Source organism: Bacteroides sp. NSJ-48 (assembly GCF_014287405.1).
GTDB lineage: Bacteria > Bacteroidota > Bacteroidia > Bacteroidales > Bacteroidaceae > Bacteroides > Bacteroides stercoris.
In genome coordinates, this window is the sequence record NZ_JACOOD010000013.1 from 67,231 (window position 1) to 86,644 (window position 19,414).

General features: G+C 46.4%; 13 protein-coding genes. 7 read left to right on the plus strand and 6 right to left on the minus strand.

Annotated features, from left to right (window positions below; translation table 11 throughout):
* Positions 1-17: 17 nt before the first annotated feature.
* The 3 genes from H8S52_RS08310 to H8S52_RS08320 are packed head-to-tail and all read left to right on the plus strand — an operon-like array spanning position 18 to position 2,493.
* On the plus strand, positions 18-917 hold the full coding sequence (locus H8S52_RS08310) for a lysophospholipid acyltransferase family protein (protein WP_117741688.1): 900 nt from the start codon (positions 18-20) through the stop codon (positions 915-917).
* Positions 910-1,926 (plus strand): glycosyltransferase family 2 protein, encoded by a 1,017-nt coding sequence (locus H8S52_RS08315; protein ID WP_117902098.1) that lies wholly within the window; start codon positions 910-912, stop codon positions 1,924-1,926. The genes H8S52_RS08310 and H8S52_RS08315 overlap by 8 nt, the downstream gene beginning before the upstream one ends.
* Before the next feature lie 48 nt (positions 1,927-1,974).
* Positions 1,975-2,493 carry a methylglyoxal synthase gene (locus H8S52_RS08320; protein WP_005657341.1) on the plus strand — a complete coding sequence of 173 codons (519 nt, stop codon included), beginning with the start codon at positions 1,975-1,977 and terminating at the stop codon, positions 2,491-2,493.
* Positions 2,494-2,555: 62 nt separating this feature from the next.
* Here the strand turns inward: H8S52_RS08320 and folB are convergent, their stop codons facing one another.
* Positions 2,556-2,936: a dihydroneopterin aldolase gene (gene folB / locus H8S52_RS08325; RefSeq protein ID WP_186909625.1), complete on the minus strand. Its 381-nt coding sequence runs from the start codon at positions 2,934-2,936 to the stop codon at positions 2,556-2,558.
* Between the two features lie 433 nt (positions 2,937-3,369).
* Between folB and H8S52_RS08330 the strand changes: the two genes are divergently transcribed.
* From H8S52_RS08330 to H8S52_RS08340, 3 genes are all read left to right on the plus strand, one after another.
* Positions 3,370-4,035, plus strand: coding sequence for a DUF3575 domain-containing protein (locus H8S52_RS08330; protein WP_022103307.1), 666 nt, complete (start codon positions 3,370-3,372; stop codon positions 4,033-4,035).
* Positions 4,032-5,045, plus strand: a complete 1,014-nt coding sequence (locus H8S52_RS08335) for a DUF6562 domain-containing protein (RefSeq protein ID WP_186909626.1) — start codon at positions 4,032-4,034, stop codon at positions 5,043-5,045. The genes H8S52_RS08330 and H8S52_RS08335 overlap by 4 nt, the downstream gene beginning before the upstream one ends.
* Positions 5,046-5,110: 65 nt before the next feature.
* Positions 5,111-8,488: a DUF6562 domain-containing protein gene (locus tag H8S52_RS08340; RefSeq protein ID WP_186909627.1), complete on the plus strand. Its 3,378-nt coding sequence runs from the start codon at positions 5,111-5,113 to the stop codon at positions 8,486-8,488.
* 360 nt (positions 8,489-8,848) lie between these two features.
* Here the strand turns inward: H8S52_RS08340 and H8S52_RS08345 are convergent, their stop codons facing one another.
* Positions 8,849-11,539, minus strand: a complete 2,691-nt coding sequence (locus H8S52_RS08345; RefSeq protein WP_186909628.1) for a 4-alpha-glucanotransferase — start codon at positions 11,537-11,539, stop codon at positions 8,849-8,851.
* 130 nt (positions 11,540-11,669) lie between these two features.
* On the minus strand, positions 11,670-14,207 hold the full coding sequence (locus H8S52_RS08350; protein ID WP_186909629.1) for an adenosylcobalamin-dependent ribonucleoside-diphosphate reductase: 2,538 nt from the start codon (positions 14,205-14,207) through the stop codon (positions 11,670-11,672).
* 341 nt (positions 14,208-14,548) lie between these two features.
* Here H8S52_RS08350 and H8S52_RS08355 point away from each other — a divergent pair, with 341 nt between their 5' ends.
* A complete protein-coding gene (locus H8S52_RS08355; RefSeq protein WP_118086326.1) occupies positions 14,549-15,283 on the plus strand; it encodes an NADPH-dependent oxidoreductase in 735 nt (244 codons plus the stop codon).
* A gap of 94 nt (positions 15,284-15,377) precedes the next feature.
* Here the strand turns inward: H8S52_RS08355 and dnaA are convergent, their stop codons facing one another.
* The 3 genes from dnaA to H8S52_RS08370 form a co-directional block, all read right to left on the minus strand.
* Positions 15,378-16,769, minus strand: a complete 1,392-nt coding sequence (gene dnaA, locus H8S52_RS08360) for a chromosomal replication initiator protein DnaA (RefSeq protein WP_005657328.1) — start codon at positions 16,767-16,769, stop codon at positions 15,378-15,380.
* Between the two features lie 353 nt (positions 16,770-17,122).
* The gene (locus H8S52_RS08365; RefSeq protein ID WP_005657325.1) at positions 17,123-18,016 is read right to left on the minus strand and encodes an MlaD family protein; all 894 of its coding nucleotides are present in this window, start codon (positions 18,014-18,016) and stop codon (positions 17,123-17,125) included.
* Between the two features lie 8 nt (positions 18,017-18,024).
* Entirely contained in the window at positions 18,025-19,254 is a 1,230-nt protein-coding gene (locus H8S52_RS08370) for an N-acetylmuramoyl-L-alanine amidase (RefSeq protein WP_186909630.1), read from the minus strand.
* Positions 19,255-19,414 lie beyond the last annotated feature (160 nt).

Consider the following 19,414-nt stretch of genomic DNA (forward strand, 5'->3'; position numbering starts at 1 on the left):
AATAAGGAATTGACAAGGTGAAATCAAGGTTGATTTATTGGTTGACTTATGCGGGCATGTGGTTGTTGGCCTTATTGCCTTTTAAGGTACTTTATATACTGTCCGACGGGCTTTGCTTTTTGATGCATCACGTCGTGCACTATCGGCGCAGAGTAGTACGTGCTAATTTGTGCAATGCGTTTCCTGAAAAATCCGCGGCTGAACTGCGGGATATAGAACGTGAGTTCTACCGTTATATCTGTGATTATATGTTGGAGGAGGTGAAGATGCTGCGTATGTCTTTCAAGGAACTCTGCCGACGCATGGAATATGACAATAAGGAAGAGTATCTTGCCATGATTGAAAAACATGGGGGTATTGTGTTGCTGATACCGCACTATGCTAACTTTGAGTGGATTACGGGAATGAGTAGTATCATGCAAGAGGGAGATATACCGGTGCAAATCTATAAACCGTTGCATAATAAATATATGGATGCTATGTTTAAACGCATCCGTACCCGTTTTGGCGGTTACAATGTAGCCAAACATTCTACGGCGCGCGAGATTATAAAACTGTGCCGTGACAACAAGCGTGTGGCGGTAGGTATGATAACCGACCAGTCGCCCAATCCTAACGAGGCGCATTACTGGACAACTTTCCTGAATCAGGATACCGTCTTTATGGATGGTGCCGAACGTATTGCCAAACTTATGGACTTTCCTGTATTCTACTGTGAACTGCAAAAGCAGGGAAGGGGATATTGCCGGGTTCGTTTTGATCTGATAACCGAAACTCCGAAAGCGACTGCCGACGGTGAGATAACGGAACTTTTTGCCCGTCGCCTGGAACAGACAATCCGTCGCGAACCGGCTTATTGGTTCTGGTCGCATAAGCGTTGGAAACTAAAGCGTGAGGATACCATACAACATGGATAAGATTGCTGTTGTCATATTGAACTGGAATGGGTGTGAAATGCTTCGTTCGTTTCTTCCTTCCGTAGTGCGCTATTCCAAGACGGAAGGTGCGAAAATTTATGTGGCGGATAACGGTTCGACAGATGCTTCCGTTGATATGCTTCGCCAAGAGTTTCCTGACGTGCATCTTATTATATTAAAAGAGAACCTCGGTTTTGCCGAAGGGTACAACCTTGCCTTGCAGCAGGTATCTGCAGAGTATGTGGTGCTGCTTAATTCCGATGTGGAAGTGACCGGACACTGGCTGGCGCCACTTGTAAGCTACATGGACGCTCATCCTGAAGTTGCGGCATGCCAGCCTAAAATCCGGAGTTGGCGGCAAAAGGAACTGTTCGAATATGCAGGAGCGGCCGGCGGATTTATAGACCGTTACGGTTATCCCTTTTGCCGGGGGCGGATAATGAGTGCAGTAGAGAAAGACAACGGACAGTATGATACTGTCGTTCCTGTGTTTTGGGCTACAGGCGCTGCCTTGTTTATCCGTCGGAAAGACTATTTGGATGCCGGCGGATTGGACGGACGTTTTTTCGCTCATATGGAAGAGATAGACTTGTGCTGGCGACTTCGTGCCCGCGGGCGGATGCTGGTTTGTGTACCCCAAAGTACCGTTTATCATGTAGGCGGTGCAACCTTGAAAAAGGAGAATCCTCATAAGACTTTTCTCAATTTTCGTAACAATCTTGTAATGCTCTATAAGAATCTGCCGCAAGAAGAATTGGGGCCTGTAATGCGTGTGCGCGCAGTGCTTGATTATGTTGCGGCTTTGAGTTTTCTGCTCAAAGGGCAGTTTCCCAATATGTGGGCAGTGCTTCGCGCACGTCGTGCATTCCATTTGCTCCGTCCTTCGTTTGCGGATGCCCGTAAAGAGAACTTGAAAAAAACATCACTCCCGATGATTCCCGAACGAGTAAAAAGTAGTATCTTGGTAGGGTTTTATCTGCGTGGGAAGAAATTTTTCTCTCAGTTGTAGGAACTGTTATCTATTCTTGATTGTTTGTTTTGTAAAAGTTATTTGCTTATGGAAAAATTGGTTAGAAAGATTGGCCTGGTGGCGCATGATGCCATGAAGAAAGACCTCATAGAGTGGGTACTTTGGAATTCGGAATTGCTTATGGGGCATAAGTTTTATTGTACGGGTACTACGGGAACCCTTATTTTGGCAGCATTGAAAGAGAAGCATCCCGATGTCGAATGGGATTTTACCATTCTCAAATCCGGTCCTTTGGGCGGTGACCAGCAAATGGGCTCGCGCATTGTGGACGGGGAAATTGATTATCTTTTCTTCTTTACAGATCCCATGACTTTGCAGCCGCACGATACCGATGTTAAGGCTTTGACCCGTCTTGCCAGCGTGGAGAACATCGTGTTTTGCTGTAACCGCAGTACGGCAGACCATATCATTTCGAGTCCGCTCTTCCTTGATCCTACTTATGAACGTACTGTTCCCGATTATAGCAACTATGCCAAGAGGTTCGAGAACAAGCAAGTCGTTGCCGAGGCGGTTGAATCGGCTAAGAAAAGAAAGAAGAAGCAATAATTCATTCTGTGCATATAATGAGGCGGGGATGTCCGAAGTGCCTGTACAGGGTTGCTTTTGTTTTAAGTAGTTATTGCTGTCGCTTCCCGTGAGATGCAAATCTCTATTCCCGCCGCTTCGATGTCTGCCCCCATTGGCGGATTGCGCTTTGATAACTTTAATTCAATATTTTCTATTTGGGGGAAATCGCCGAACAACCGTTTCACAATACGTCCTCCGACATGTTCCAATAGCTTGGAAGGAATTTTCATTTCTGCCTTTACGGCTTCATACACATCTGCGTAGCTCACGGTATCCGCCACATCATCGGTCTGCATGGCAGGTGCGATGTTTACTTGCAGTCGCAGGCTGACAGTGAATTCGTTACCTGCCAGTGTTTCCTGTTCGCCTACACCGTGGTGGGCGAAAAAGCATATCCGGTCTAAAAATATGTAGCTTTTCATAAACGAAAAAATAGTCTCTCATGCAAACTTATGGATAATATTTTTGTTCTACAACTCGTGGAGCACGATTTCTATGCTTTTTTGCAAAAAATGGCGTGAAAATTTTCATTCTAATTATATTTCTATAACTTTGCATTGAAGTTCGGTAGCGACTGTAGCTTGATTTTTTAAGGAGAAAAATATATTAGAAGCGTTGTGCTTTGTCCTCTAAATGGAAACCTAGGAAATTTTCATTATTTAACGAAGGACAGCACAGTGGATTCTCACGTTTGTAGCGTGGGACTGCTGTCTGTTTTCGTTAAAGGGCTATTCCTAGGGCCTCCATTTAGAAACAGCACGCAGCTCCACGTTTCTGTTTCTAACCGGTCCTTTCGGAGTTTGGAGGACGCATGCTTCCGGTCTGCCTGTGCAGACAGAAGTTTATAAGACGTTTATGCAGATAAGATTGTTGCTGTTTCTGTTGTGCATATTTCTCATGACTCCGATTGATGGGTATGTAAAAGCCGGTAATGGGGAAGATACCTTGTACTACGCCGGGCGAACATTCAGTCCGAATTCGAGCATCGGGCGCAATAACCATTCGTTGTTGCTGAAGACCAATGCTGTGGCGTGGGGAATGGCGGTTATGAACGTAGCGGTGGAGTATGATATTTCGCCTGCAATTTCTGTCCTTATTCCTTTTTACTATTCTCCTTTCAATTATTTTACTTCTTCCCGCAAACTGCGCACTTTCTGCGTGCAGCCCGAAGTGCGTTATTGGTTCGGGCAGGTGGATGGTCTTTTTACCGGTGTGCATATCGGGGTGGCTTCTTACAACTATGCTCTTAAGAACAGTACATATCGCTATCAGAATAGCGATACGGGTACTCCATTGCTGAACATGGGGCTTACTGCCGGTTACCGGCTTTCACTCGGAAAAGGCGGGTGCTGGTGTCTGGAGTTTTCTTTGGGAGCGGGATATGCTTATCTGGATTATGACCGCTTTTTTAATATTCCCGGTGGTGCTTATGTCGATACTCGTCATAAGAATTTTTTCGGCATCGACCATGCGGGTATTTCAGTGGGCTACCGTATTGATTGGAAAGGAGGCCGGCGATGAAACAACTGTTTGTGGCTGTCTGTAGCTTGCTGTCTGCACTCTTGTGGGGAGGATGCAGCGTACGCGAATTGCCGGAAGGAGGTGGGATAGACCCTACAATCGTACATACCGAAATTGTCCTGCTACCCGGTTCCGATATGACACAGTTCGATGTTCCGGAGCTCTCTACACGTACCGCCGATGTGCACAAGTACAAGGTGCGTTATATTGTGGAAGTATATGCCGATGACAGGTTCGACCAAAGCCTGCAATTCCGCCGTCAGTTGATTTGTGAGGAAGGAGATGCAGGAGAAGTGGCATTGGAATGTGAACTTCATGCACGTAACTATCGGGTGGTGGCATGGCGGGACTTTGTACTTGCTGCCGAGGTTTCCGGCAACACTGCTGCCGACTGTTTTTACACCACCTCCGATTTTGCTGCCGTCAAGCTGAAAGGCGATTATACGGGTGGAACCGACTATAAAGATGTGTTTTGCGGGCAGGCAACCCTTGACCTTACCCCTTATCGTTGCCGTTTGGCAGTCCGTCATCGCGAAGAGATACAGTTGGAACGTCCGCTGGCGAAAATAGAGTTGATTACTACCGATGTCATCAAGTACCTCAACAAGTTGGAACAAATGAAGTCTGTCCGTCCTGCGGGCATAGAAGATTTTACGGTGCAACTGGTTTATACCGGTTATTTCCCCACAGGTTTTAATGTCGTTTCCAATCGTCCCAATGAGGCGGTCACGGGTATACAATTCACTTCCGTTCCCATTGTTGTTTCCAACAATGAGGCTTGTCTGGCTTTCGACTATGTGCTGGTGAATGGTACGGAGTCTTCCGTTACGCTGGAAATGGTTATCTGCAACGAAAAGGGACAGGAGGTGAATCGTGTCGGCGGCGTGGAAGTGCCCGTCAGACGGAATAGGATTACTACGGTGCGTGATGCGTTTCTTACCCGTGAGTTCGCTCCCGGCATCGGTATCAACCCCGGTTTCGACGGAGAGATAAATGTGGTGGTTCCCTGACGGCTTATTTAAACAGGACTTCTTCAAACAGAATAAACAGATGTCTCATTTTAAACAAAACGAACATGAAAAAGTGTTTTTTATTAATGGCAGGTATTATCTTGCTTACATTCACAGCCTGTCAGAGTGACGAGCTGGCGAATGGCGGAAGAAACGGCGAAGTAGCCGCCTCTTTCAGTGTACAGTTGCCTGGGAACGGGAACGATGCTGTAACCCGTGCTGTAACGGCGGGTGACGGTACATCGGTGAATCGTTGTATCATGGAAATCTACCTGAACGACGAACTTTATAGCCGGCAGATAGGTACGATTCAACCGGATGGTCTGACGGCCGGCTTTGATGTCCGCCTGGTTACTTCACAGACTTATAAGTTCGTGTTCTGGGCAGACCACGTCGAGTCAGTGGAAGATGAAGCCATAAAGACCGATTTGCATTACAACACTGCCGACCTTCGTAACATTTCCATGAAAGGGGATTATAACGGAAGCAGCAAGGATGATACGCGGGATGCTTTCTTTGCCAGTCTGGAGAAGCTGGTGACTAATGCTTTTTCAGAAAGTGTGGAGCTGACCCGTCCGTTCGGACAGTTGAACATCAAAACGGAAGATCTGGCTTCTATTCCTAATAATCAAAAAGAAGCATTTGTTCCGGTAACGGCGGGCTTGTCATTCAAGAACCTTTATACCGGTTTTAATGCAGCCACGGGTGACTTGCTCGGCGAACCGACGGCTGTAGCTTACAAAGCTGCTTCGGATGTGGTGGATGCCAACGGTAACCTGACTGTAGACTATCTCTTTGCACCGAATACTGCGGGCGGACAACATTTGGCAAATATGACGCTTGCCGTATACAACGCTGCCGGTGAGCAGATTACCACGAAAGACCTGAATAACATACCTGTTCAGCGTAACTACAAGACGAATGTAACGGGTAATTTACTGACGGTTGACAGTAAGGTAAACGTAACGGTAGCTCCTGCATTCTCTTCTCCTGCTTTAAGTGAAACAGTAATAGAGGTAGCATCCGTAAGCGAAGTGGCTGAAGCCTTGAAAACCAATACTAATGTGGTTGTAACGGAAGCGCCGAAAGAAGCAGCGACTATTTCACTGCCCAAATATGAGAGTGGGGATGTTGCGGTATCCATAACATTGCCTGAAACATCGAATGATATAACCATTAATTATGTAAGTGATGAAAGCGGTGGGAATGCTCCTAAGGAACTGAATATAACCGCCCCTTCCGCCAGCAAGATAATCATTGACGCTTCGGAGTCTACCGTAACGTTGAACGGACAGTCTTATACGGCTGTTGAGGCTACTACAGCGGATAATACGCTGATTGTGGAAAGCAGTGTTACTATCGGAACACTGACGCTGAAGAAAGGCAATGTTAAACTCTATGGAAAGATAACTACTTCTGTATCGAAGGATACAGGTTGGAGCGGGACTATCATCCGCTGTCTTGATAATCAGCAAAGTTATGACAACCTGATAGCCGATAATGTATCGGGTTATACCAGTATTTTGATTGAGCGTGAGGCTTCGTTTGATGCTTCCAAGGCATCTGCCAATGCTTCGGCAACCGTAGGAAAGCCGATGAAGATTGCTGCTAACGCCACGATTGCTCATTTAAAAATGCATGTAGACCAGGCTGCCGTATCTCCTATCGAGATAATAGACGGAGCTGCCAACGTGGTATTCGATGACCTGACAGTATCTTCTACCAATGAACAGTCATTGGTGAAGGTAGTAGGAACCGGTCAGAAAGTCACTATCCGCAACGGTTCTCTGTTGTTGACTTCCGGCAAGTCCAACCAGTCCGGTTTCAATATTCAGAACGGAGGTCATGAGAATACGATTACAGCCTTGTTGGAAGATACTTATATCGGTTTTGGAGCAACGAAAGTGAATGTGGATAAGTCGCAGGATTATACTTATACGGATGAGAAAAAGGGTGACTTTACCAAATCTGCCTGGTCGAGAGCGATTACCGTAGGGTATAATAGTGCTAAAGTGTATGACGGGACGGCTGTGACAAACCTGACTGTAAACCGTTGTGTTTTCGAAGGAGTATATTATGTTATCAACACACTGCATAATGTATCGCTGAATGTCGATGTGGATAACTCCATTCTCGACGGGCGTGCAGCTTTCAATATCTGGTCTACTGCAAAAGCCGGTTCAACTTTTAATGTGAAGAATTCCAAGTTGATAGGGCGTAACTGTTTCTCCGGTTCTACGGAAGAGTTTGCTACGGTTGTGCTGAATGACTACAATAGTAATGATGTAGCATCGGTGAAGTATGTACGTAACAATACGATTACATTGGATAATTGTGATGTAGTGAGTGACAATGCACCACAAACAGAGACGAACTATCAGTATGGCATCAGCATGCGTTCTCCCTATTATAATAAATTGATACTGAAGAATCATACGAAATTCCGTGAAACTCAGACTCCGCGTTTGCCGCATGTAGTAGATTTCAATACCAATGCATGGCGTAATGAAGTGCTTGCCGACGGTTCGGTAAATTTGGACGGATGTGCGGCAGGTGTAACAGTGCTGCCAAGCAATAAATGGAGCGGACACAGTTATGCTTCCGTAGGAACGGTTGCCGATGACGGTAAGATTTATATAGGCGATCCGGATGTGCTGGCCGGCTTTATTCAGGGCGGAGCCAATGGAAAAGGGGCAGAGGTAGTGCTTGTACGCGATTTGGATATGGGCAGCCATAATATAACATTGAGCACTTCATTTAAAAGTATAAGTAATTGCACTTTTAATGGGAATAATCATACCATTGCCAATTATACTTTATCGAACAAGCTATATGCAGGTTTGTTACCTAATGCCATTAGTGTGACTGTCAGGAATCTGACTTTGAAGCATGCGAACATTACGGCTGTTGACGACGGCAAAAACAATGCTTATGCCGGTGGGTTCATCGGCTGTGCCTATGGTACGAACGTGGTAGAAAACTGTACACTCGAAAACAGTACCGTGCAAGGCATCAATAAGGTGGGTGGCATAGCCGGTTTCCAGGCAGAAAATGGAATCAGTATCAGAAACTGTACCGTGAAAGGTTCGGTCGTAAAGGTGGATACAGAGAATAAGGAATATGGTCAATGTGGCGGTATTTTAGGATATATCGGTTCAGTGGCGGCAGCAAATGAGGTAAGCGGAAATTTCATTATCGACACCAAGGTGGAAGCTCCGGCTAATACCAATGCCGGTGAGGAACATCGTAAAAGTAGTATTTGTGTAGGTACATTGCACGGTGTAGCGGGGCAGTCGCTGGTTATAGATATGCCGTTCGGGTATATTCAGGGCTCGACTTTTAATGGGAAGCCGCTTGATAAGACAGAATATATGGGCTTGTTGGGCGGAGTGCGTTTCACGGATGCCCATCCTTCGCTGACTATTAACGGTACAAGATATTGATAGAGAGTGTGTCAAAATACATTTGACGATTTCTTTTAGGCACGGATTTTAGTTTTGACGCACATTCATGGAACTTGTCTCTTTCGCAAGAGGAGATGATGCAACTGTTGCTTTCCGGATTACGGAAGTGTTCTGCGGTTCGGAGAGCATACGGTTTTTTTGTTTGTTTGCCTTCCCTGCGTTGCGAAACGTGGGGAAGTTTTTGTATGATTTAGTCAGTTGTTTGGTATCATAGGTCTGTTTATTAAGTAGGGGTATAGCAGAAAATTCTATGTAAGGAGATGCAATGAGTAAAAAAGCGGTGGAAAACTATTAAAAGGTCTCCACCGCTTTTTTACTCATTATCAGTTAATATGCTGTTTATCGTCCCGTTTGTGCGATCAGCTCTTTTATCTTTTCGTTCAGGCTTTCGGCTTTCATCAGTTGTTCCAGCGTCAGGTGCATACGCCAGCGCCAGTAGTGGCGCGGATTGGCAGGTACATTGATACGTTCTTCCTGCGCATTGGGGTTGCGCCATTTGCCATCCATCGACATCCAGTCCTGCAGGGAGAGGATGGCAAGTATGGAATTGCTTTGCAGGTGCTTGCGTACAACCTCTTCACAAAGTTCGGGCGTGGCAACGGCGGGAGCGGCACCGTAATGTCCGAGCATCGTGTTGTAGTAACGTTGTGTCTGCTGGAAGTCTTCTTCCCACCAGCCGCGCAAGGTGGACATATCGTGTGTGGATATGGTGCAGACAGAGCGATACGGATACCAGTCCGGGTGTCCGAACTCCTGTGCCGGGTCTTTGGGCATGCGTTGTATTTCCAGGGATAGAATGCGTAAATCGTTCATTACCCATGCCACGCAACCGGGAATCATGCCCAAGTCCTCACCGCATACCAGCATCCGGGTAGATTGCGTCAGTTGCGGCAGTTTGTTCATAGCCTGCTCACGCCAGAATTCGTTGTGGCGGTGATAGTAGTACTGGTCGTACAGACGGTTGAAGGCAGCCTTTTCCCAATCGTTCAGGGAACGGTAGATATAGTCGTGCTGCACACCGATACGCGGGTGGTATTTGTACGGGTCATTGCGGTCGGGCACAAACAGTACGTCGCTGATAAGCGCATACAGGCCGTCGCGTATCCAGATACTGTCCTCATCTGTTTTGCCGGCAAAGTAGGCCTCTACCTTGCGCTGGGTATCGAATTCGGGACGCATCCGGTAAATTTCCCACGTATCTGTCGGTTCGATGAACGTCTGCTTTACGTAATCGGTATGCGGGCCGAACATCTGTCCGAGGAAATACTCGTGTATGTAAGGTTTCAGGAACTCATCGCGGAAAGAGAGACCGTAACTCTCTATCTCTTCACGCGTCATGGGCAGGGCGGGCACGAACTGTCCCAGCAGACCGTGCACGGCGTGCATCGGAATTTCCCAGATTCGGAAGAAACCGAGGATATGGTCAATGCGGTAGGCATCGAAGTATTCCGCCATTTTATGGAAGCGCTTCATCCACCACGCATAGCCGTCCTTTTCCATGACATCCCAGTTGTAGGTGGGGAATCCCCAGTTCTGTCCGTTTACGGAGAAATCATCGGGCGGTGCGCCGGCTTGTCCGTTCAGGTTGAAATAGTGGGGTTCTGTCCATGCTTCTACGCTGTTGCGGCTGATGCCGATGGGTATGTCACCTTTCAGCACAACACCATTGGCACGTGCATGTTCGGTAGCGGCAAGCAGTTGCAGATGCAGGTTGAACTGGATATAAAAGTAGATGGCTATATGCGGATAATCGGCTGATTCCGGTTGGCAGAGCTTCTCAATCTCTGCGGCATCGTAGCTGCTGTATTTAGGCCACTCGCGGAAGTTGGGCGTTTTATAAACATCGCGCAGGTAACTGAAAACGGCGTACGGTTGCAGCCACTCTTTGTTTGATTCAAAAAAATCGTGGAAAGCTGCCGAGCTCAATACTTTTTCTCCTTCTTGCTTGAAGATAAGATGAAAATATTCCCACTTGGTTTTGTTGACGGCTTCGTAATCGACGGCGGGCAGGGCATTCAGCTCTTTCTGCCGTTTGTTGAAGTCTGCCATGGCTTTTTTATCCTTCAATGTTCCCAGTTGCTTCAAGTCGGTGTACATCGGATGGAAAGCATAGATGGAGATGCTGTTGTAAGGATAGGAATCCGTCCATGTATGCGTCATGGTAGTGTCGTTAATGGGCAGAATCTGTACGGCTTTCTGTTTGGTGCTTACCGCCCAGTCAATCATACGCTTCAAGTCGCCGAAGTCGCCCACACCAAAGCTCTTTTCGGAGCGGAGTGAGAATACGGGCACGGCAACACCTGCGCCCTTCCAGGCGGGAAGGCTGAAATATACGTAGCGGTCTCCGACAACAAGGGTTTCGTTGGCGCCTGTTTGCGGGTCTGCCATATATCGGTTCGGATTGTTTTCCCAGCAAACGGCACGGCGTTCTTTCTTGTTATATAGAATGAATTTATATTCCAGCGGGAAGCTGATTTTGGTGGCATCCACCTCTATCTGCCACTCCGGGAAGTTGGCATCACTCATAAGTACGGCTTTGTCCGGGTTCCACTCTCCGAATATAGGCTGGTTTCCGCAGATGCCCAGGCAATGGTCACTGTCTATGCAGGGTGCGTATGCCTTTATCAGCAGCCCTTTCTTGTGTCCTTTGGGTGCGGCGTTGCGTTCGCGGTGTGCCAGAAGAGATTCCGTAAAGGCGGAAGTATAGAAATACTGCTGCTCCGGCAGGTTTTTCCAGCAATCCTGTATCCGGTACGTTTTCTTGGAAGTTCCGGAAAGGTAAAGCGTACGGGGCAGGCTGTTCCACTCTGCACGTGTATGCCGGCCGTCGCGGAAGATATGGTAGCTGTATCGGACAAGTCCGTCTTCCGGCATTGCAATGTTTACTTCCGCAGTCCAGTGAATACCGTCTATGGTCTGTAGCGGCAAAGCTTTGTCGGGATGTTCGTTTCCGAGTTCGGGGATGGAGCCTGAAACTCTGACTTCTTCACCCCAATTGGTTCTGTACTCGATATTGAATAATAAAATCATATATATTAGATTTAGAAACAACAATAGCTGCAATGATTATGCAAGTATAGAAAATATTCCTCATAATCATGCAGCTATTGCCGGCTATCTCATTTAAATTCCTATGCAAACGTTTGTGCTTGCCTGAACCTTATCCGCAACGGGATGTACCGCAGGTGGTGCAGATCAGGCAGCCTTCCTGATAAACCAGTGTCTCGTTGCCGCAATTCGGGCATTTTTTGCCTTTAGCTTCTGTTCCATCCGTTACGTATTTCTTCAAGGCACGTTCCACACCGTTTTTCCAGGTATTGATGTTCTCGCTGTCCAGTTGCAGTGAGCTTACCAGTTTCATTACCTGCTCGATAGGCATGCGGTAGCGCAGTACGCCGGAGATGAGTTTGGCATAGTTCCAGTATTCTTTGTTAAACTTTTCGGACAGTCCCTCAATAGTTACCTTGTAGCCGCGCTTGTTTTCGAACTGGAAGTCGTAACGCTTGTTGCCGTTTTCGTCAACGTTCTTGATGATGTGTCCTGTTGAAACGTTCTTCGGAAGGATGATTCCTTCATCGTCGTCCTGAAGACCGGTGAATATCTCGTAAGGATGTCCGTCGAGCAAGCCAACGAATGCCACCCATTTCTCTTTGTTGTTTTGGAAGCGTACAACGTCTGCTTCGAGTACTTTGGGACGGGTTTCGACAACCGTAGGCGGTTTGCATGGGGGCAGCTCCTCTTTTTTGTCCTTTTGGGTAGAGATAAGCACGCCCGAACGTGAGCCGTCGCGGTATACCGTACAGCCTTTGCACCCCGATTTCCACGCTTCGACATAGAGGCGGTTCACTAATTCCTCGTCTACATCATTCGGCAGATTGATGGTAACGCTGATGGAGTGGTCTACCCATTTCTGGATACGTCCCTGCATTTTTACTTTCATCAGCCAGTCCACATCGTTGGAAGTTGCTTTATAATAAGGTGACTTCTGAACCATCGTATCTACCTCGTCCTGAGTATAATGCTTGGCCGGGTCGTATCCTTGCGCTTGCATCCAGGTGACGAACTTGGGATGGAATACGATGTATTCCTCGAATGCGTCTCCGGTTTCGTCTACGAAATCCACACGTACGTTGGCGTCATTCGGATTGACTTTGCGACGTCGCTTGTATACCGGCAGGAATACGGGTTCGATGCCGGAAGTGGTTTGCGTCATCAAGCTCGTCGTACCTGTCGGCGCAATGGTGAGGCAGGCAATGTTGCGGCGGCCGTATTTCTTCATTTCCTCGTACAACTCCGGGTCTGCTTCGCGCAGGCGGTTGATGAACGGGTTGTTCTTTTCGCGTTCGCTGTCGTATACTTCGAAAGCACCGCGTTCTTTAGCCATTTCCACAGAAGAGCGGTATGCACTCAGTGCTACTGTCTGGTGTACTTTCTCTGCAAATTCGGTAGCCTCTTCAGTGCCGTAACGCAGTCCCAATGCTGCAAGCATGTCGCCTTCGGCGGTGATGCCTACACCGGTGCGGCGGCCTTGTCCGCTCTTTTTGTAGATTTTCTGCCACAAAACGCTTTCTGTATGCTTTACATCTTCGTTTTCCGGATCGGAGTCAATTTTGGTCATGATGCGTTCTATCTTCTCCAGTTCCAGGTCGATGATGTCGTCCATGATACGCTGGGCGAGTGCTACGTGCTTCTTGAACAAGTCGAAATCGAAGTAGGCATCCGGTTTGAACGGATTGACTACATATGAATATAGGTTAATAGCTAGCAAACGGCAGGAGTCGTAGGGACACAAGGGAATTTCACCGCAGGGGTTAGTAGACACAGTATGGTAACCCAGGTCTGCGTAGCAATCGGGTACGGACTCTTTTAAGATGGTGTCCCAAAAGAGTACACCGGGTTCGGCGGACTTCCATGCGTTGTGCACGATTTTTTTCCACAAATCGGTGGCGCTGATTTCTTTCTTGAACAGAGGTGTGTCCGCATCAATGGGATATTGCTGTACGAATGGCTTGCCGTCGATGGCTGCCTGCATAAATGCGTCGGTCAGCTTGACGGATACATTGGCGCCCGTTACTTTACCTTCTGTCATTTTTGCATCTATAAAGGCTTCCGAATCCGGATGCTTGATAGACACGCTTAACATCAGCGCACCCCGGCGACCGTCTTGGGCTACTTCACGGGTGGAGTTGGAGTAGCGTTCCATGAAAGGAACCAGTCCTGTTGATGTCAGGGCGGAATTTTTTACCGGAGAACCTTTCGGGCGGATGTGTGACAAGTCGTGTCCTACACCGCCGCGGCGTTTCATCAGTTGTACCTGCTCTTCATCAATCTTGAAGATTGCACCGTATGAGTCGGCCTCGCCATCCACACCTATCACAAAACAGTTGGAAAGGGAAGCTACCTGGTAGTTGTTTCCGATTCCGGTCATCGGGCTGCCTTGCGGAACGATGTATTTGAAGTGGTCCAACAAGCCGAAGAGTTCTTCGGAAGTCAGTGCGTTGGGGTACTTGGCTTCGATGCGGGCTACTTCATTGGCTATTCTCCAATGCATGTCTTCCGGAGATTTTTCGTAAATATTTCCGAAAGAATCTTTGACTGCGTATTTGTTCACCCAAACCCTTGCAGCCAGTTCGTCGCCTTGGAAGTATCGTAAAGATTCTTCGTAGGCTTCGTCATAAGAATAAACTTTCTTTTCCACGATGCGATAACTCTTAGATTTAATTATGAATAAGTAAAAGTGTAGAAGTTGTACTTATTGCTAACAAATGTGGCTGCAAATCTATGAATGTTTTTTGTTATGGCAAAATAAAAATTGATGTTTTTATTAACCGGTTGTTAGTTTTCAGCTTTAATCGGTTAATTTGTTGGTTTATAATAAAATGGCTTTTTGTAAATTAACAAAAAGTTTTCTAAAAAGAAAATTTTATAAAGAATACTGTTCGGGTAGTTTGTCCTTTTTAGAAAACATGCCTGCACATATTCTAAACTATTGGATGATATTCTGTGTTTCTTTTCATATATTTGCAGAAAAAAGATAGAATGGAAAATCTAAAACAAAGGAGAACAATCCGTAAGTATCAGCAGAAAGATATTTCTTCTGATTTGTTAAATGATTTGCTTGAAACCTCTTTCCGTGCTTCTACGGTTGGAAACATGCAGGTGTATAGCGTAATTGTAACCCGTGACGCTGACCGGAAAGCCAGGTTGGCACCGGCGCATTTCAATCAGCCTATGGTGAAGACGGCGCCGGCAGTCCTTACTTTTTGCATCGACTTGCGCCGTTTTAGCAAATGGTGCGAGCAGCGGAAGGCAGAACCGGGATATAACAATTTTGAATGGTTTGTTACCGGAGCCGTGGATGCTTTGTTGGTTGCGCAAACATTCTGTGTGGCAGCCGAAGAAAAGGGTTTGGGCATTTGCTATCTGGGTACTACCACCTACAACCCCCAAATGATTATTGAGGCATTGGAGCTGCCCGAATTGGTCTTCCCTATCACTACCGTTACCGTAGGCTGGCCGGCAGAGACTCCTGCACAGGTAGACCGCCTGCCTTTGGAGGCCATTGTCCATGAAGAAACTTATCATGATTATACTCCTGAGGATATCGACCGTCTGTATGCCTATAAGGAATCTTTGCCTGAGAATAAACAGTTTATCGCAGAAAATAATAAAGAAACATTGGCTCAGGTCTTTACGGATGTACGTTATACAAAGAAAGATAGCGAGGCTATGTCCGAGAATCTTTGGAAAGTAATGAAACAACAGGGATTTTAATTTGAGTATAACGTATGAGGTATAAAGCGTATCCATGCTGTTTTTTGCATGATGATGACTTTATACCTCATACCTTATACTTTTGTTCCGTACCTTATACTTTTTTCAAGGCGGTCTGAATTTCTTCGATTTCAGCGCGGAATGATTTGTCTACCTCTTTCAGTTGCTTGATTGTTTTGCAGGCATGCAGTACGGTGGCATGGTCTTTATTCCCGATTAGCGTACCTATCTTGGCTGTAGAGAAGTCTGTATGTTTTTTGGCTAAATACATGGCTATCTGGCGGGCTTGCACCACTTCGCGTTTACGCGATTTTGTGTGTATGGCGGCATTTTCCAAACCAAAGTGTTTGCATACGGTGGTGATGATGTCGTCAATGGTTATGGCTTTGCTTTCGCAGTTCACGACTTTGCGTACGATGCGTTGCGCCAACTCCAGGTCGATTTCCTTGTTGTATATCGTAGAATGGGCCATGATGGAGATGACAATGCCTTCCAGGTCGCGCACGCTGTTACCTACATTCTCTGCTATATAATCAATTACTTCCGGCGGGAATTGTAAACCGTCACGATGTATCTTATTGCGCAGGATATTTTTGCGCAATTCTACCGTAGGCTTTTCCAGTTCCGCCACCATTCCCCATTTGAAACGTGTAATCAAGCGTTCTTCCATGCCTTGAAGCAGTACGGGAGCCCGGTCTGAAGTGAGAATAAGCTGTTTGCCGTTTTGATGCAGGTGGTTGAAGATATGGAAGAATGTGTTCTGCGTTTTGGTAACGCCTGCAAATTCCTGAATATCGTCAATAATCAATATGTCAATAGTCTGGTAGAAGTTGATGAAATCGTTGGTCGTATTGTTACGTACAGAGTCGGTGTATTGTACTTGGAATAAATGCGCAGATACGTACAATACGCGTTTCTCCGGATATAATTCCTTGATTTTTGTACCGATGGCATTGGCAAGGTGAGTTTTTCCCACACCTGATGCTCCATACAAAAACAGCGGATTGAATATGGTCTTAGCCGGATTGAGCGCCACTGCTTCTGCAACACTACGAGAGAGTTTATTGCTATATCCTTCAATAAACGTGTCGAAATTGTATTCCGGATTCAGATGCGGATCCAAATCGGGAACAGGTATCTGTGGAATAGCTTTATCTATCGTTTGCTTTTGTGGCATAATAGTACGGTGGGTCGACTCGTAGTTGACGGTCTTTTCAGGCCGTGAACTTTTGTCCACCATAACATTATACATCAACTTTGTTCCCTCTCCGATTACCTTATAAAGGGTCTTACGCAACAAGTCTACAAATTTATCCTCCAGAAATTCGTAAAAGAACTGGCTGGGAACTTGTACAACGAGCGTTTTATCCTCATATTTTAAGGGAACGATGGGGAGAAACCAAGTTTTATATGTCTGTTCCGGAACATTGTCTCTGATGATTTCAAGACAGCGGTTCCACAATCCGACATGATCCTGTCCACTCATAACGGTTACTAATACATTTATTAATTAAGCAAAACTTCTACGTTTGCAAAATTGGCAATCTTATTTGAAAAAAACAAATCTCTCTTTTCTTGCATTTCTCAGGAAAACAATAATCTCTTTACTTTCAGCTACTTATCGGAGTGTATGAAACCTATGCCTTTGCTGGAAGTCTTGCTTTTATGTAACAGCTTGTAATGTAGCGTATTATATCCTATACACAAGCTGCTGCATCCATTGGAAACAGCATGAGTATAAACCTCTTTTTTACCTTTATACGTAGACTTATCAAGGGGTTTCTTTCCCAATAACAAATGAGCCTTCTTATTTAGACAAAATCTATTTAAGAGGAAATTCTACTTATCTTTCTTGCCGAACAAAGAGAAATGGACGTAGCGTTTCGGATGCGATTTCAAGTCTTCCAACAAGCTCGCTGCGTTTGCCGTGGTGGCATTCAGATTGTTGTAAAGCGACGGGTCGTTCAGCAACAATCCTACTGTATTGTCCTTACGGTTTAATTTGTCTGTAAGCATCTTCACGTTGGCCAGCGTTGAGTCTATGCTTTGCATGGCTGTTGCGTAGTCTATCTCTTTCAGGTTGTTGGAAATCAGAACAAAGTTATCTCCGATGGTATTCAGCTTTCCTGTGAGCTGCGGGATGTCTTTATTCATCAATGTTTGCAGTTGTCCGCTGGTTACGGCCAGGTTGGCGGTCAGGTTCTGCACATTGTGCAGGGTGGCAGGTATGGCGGGGTCTGCCAATACCGTATTTAAAGAGCCGAGGATAGAATCCAGTTTGGGCAGCATCTTTTCCAGTTGCGGCATCATGGTAGCCACTTTCTCCATCATTCCGTTGTTGAGGGTGCCGGGAATCGTATCTCCGACCTGATACTTCTCGCGGGGATTGTTGGCAAGAAGAAGATTCATCTTGACGCCGCCTAACATTTCTGTGGCCAGCTCCGCCGTACTGCCTTTGGGAATGCGGAGGTCGGTGTTGACATCTATTTCGGCAACCACTTTTCCGGGTTGGGTATAATCGTAATACAGGTCGCGTACGATACCTACGCGGAAACCGTCGGCAAAGACCGGACTTGATTTGGTGAGTCCGTTGACATTATGGAACTTGACATAGAAATAACTGGAAGGCTTGAACATGTGAATGCCTTTCAGATAGTTGATACCATATACTAATATGCAAAGCGCTGCTATGCCTGCGATTCCAATTCTGACTTCTTTGGTAATATACTTCATGATGTATTTTATTTATTTCTTTTGTTTTTAAATTCTCTGATGGCAGTATTTACGTTTACTTTCCTGCCGTTCTTAAAGGCAATGATGAAAGCATCCTTGAATTTTGCCGTAATTGAACGTTTGGTGCGTAGCACCTTATTGTAATCGGAAGATGCGCCATAGGTGTATTTGTACAGGCCGCCTTCCTTATAATAATCCACATTTTTCAATCCTTTCAGCCGCTTGTCGTTCTTGGCCAGCGGACGGGAAGAGGTGAGTATCTGTATCTTGAACACAGGGGCTTTGTCCTCTGTCTGCGCAACGGTTGCTTTTTCCGAAGGCTGGGGGGCCGGTTTGTTGTTCCGGGCGGTCGCTTTTTTCTCTGTCTCGGGTGTGGCATCGGCAGGAGCGGGCGTTTTCTCTTCCGGCTGTGGCAGGTCTTCCGGCAGAATGGTCTGGCTGCTTCCGTTCAACCGGATTTCCTGTTCGCGCTTATAAGTGAGGAAAGCGCGGAAGATGCCGTTGGCAAGAGTATTGGTGCCTGCGTCCGTGTTTAGATACCGTTCTTCTTCGGGTGTGGAGATAAAGCCGAGCTCTACCAGAATACTGGGCATGGCACTGGCTTTCAATACCAGAAAACCGGCCTGGTGCACGCCCCGGTCTACCCGGCGGCAGGTGTTGCGGAAATGCTTTTGTACAAGTGATGCCAGATGTACGCTTTGCGACATATATTTATCCTGCATGAACTCGAAGATAATGTAGGACTCGGCGGAATTGGGATTAAATCCTGCATAGCGGGTCTTATAGTCGCTTTCGTAAAGAATGACCGAGTTTTCCCGCTTGGCAACTTCAAGGTTGGCATCCGATTTTGCAAGACCTAACGTCCAGGTGGATGCGCCTTTGGCGGTCCGGTTATTGGCAAGCGCATTGGTATGAATCGAGATGAATAGGTCCGCTTTGGCATCGTTGGCTATTTCCGCGCGTCGGTTTAGGGGAATAAAGACATCCCGCGTACGGGTATATACGACTTTTACGTCCGGGCAGTTCTTTTGTATCTGCTTGCCGAGCTTGAGTGCGACATTCAGGTTTATGTTCTTTTCTTTGGAGATTCTGCCGATGGCGCCGGGGTCGTGTCCGCCGTGTCCGGCGTCGATGACGACAACAAAATCCTTCGCCCCGATATTGCTGCAACAAAAAGGCGCAATGAGCAGTCCCAGGCAAAGGCTTATATATAAGATATGTTGTCTGTATCGTTTCATATTAAAATATCGTTGCAAAGATAGCGCAAAGGTCTATTATCGCCCTGCAAAAGTAATGTAATTTTATAGAAAACTCACACTTTGCTTTCAAGTTTTATTCGTAACAGCTTCTTTTTAGGGAGATTTAGTCTTTGCGTTTGCAAAATTTACATGTTTTCTA